The organism is Actinotalea sp. JY-7885, from assembly GCF_014525465.1.
GTDB lineage: Bacteria > Actinomycetota > Actinomycetes > Actinomycetales > Cellulomonadaceae > Actinotalea.
Window position 1 is genome coordinate 1 of sequence record NZ_JACEXH010000351.1, and the last position, 592, is coordinate 592.

Genomic DNA, 592 nt, shown 5'->3' on the forward strand with positions numbered 1-592 from the left:
CGCGGCGGGCGCCGCCCTGCTCGGCCCCGGGCCCGCCGCCGCGGCCGCGCTGGCTGCCCAGCTCCCGCCCGCGGTCGACGAGCTCCTGCTCCAGGGCGACCTCACCGGCATCGTGCCCGGCCGCCCGTCGGAGGGCCTCGCGGCGCTGGTCGAGCTCGCGGCGCAGGTCGAGTCGCGCGGAGCGGGCCTGACCGTGCGCTTCACCGAGTCCAGCGTGCGCCACGCGCTCGACCGCGGACGCACCGCCGAGGAGCTGCTCGCCGAGCTGTCGCGGTTCGCCCGCAACGGCGTGCCGCAGCCGCTCGAGTACCTGGTGCTCGACGTCGCCCGCCGCCACGGGCGGCTGCGCGTGGGGATGGCGTCGTCGTACCTGCGCGCCGACGACCCGTCCCTGCTCGCCGGCCTGGTCGACGACAAGGCGCTGCGCGGGCTCGGCCTGCTCCTCCTGGCGCCGACCGTCATCGCGTCGCAGGCCACGCCGTCCGCCCTGCTCGCCGCGCTGCGCGAGCGAGGGCTCGCACCCGTCACCGAGGACCCGGGCGGGAACGTCGTGGTCGTCGACCCCACCGCCGCGCGCGTCCGCGGACGCGCG

At 79.1% G+C, this 592-nt stretch carries 1 protein-coding gene; it reads left to right on the top strand.

All coding sequences use genetic code 11. The annotated features are described in order from the left end of the window. Positions 1-592: helicase-associated domain-containing protein (locus tag IDM29_RS16925; protein ID WP_188037866.1), on the top strand; the 592-nt coding region annotated here is incomplete at both ends.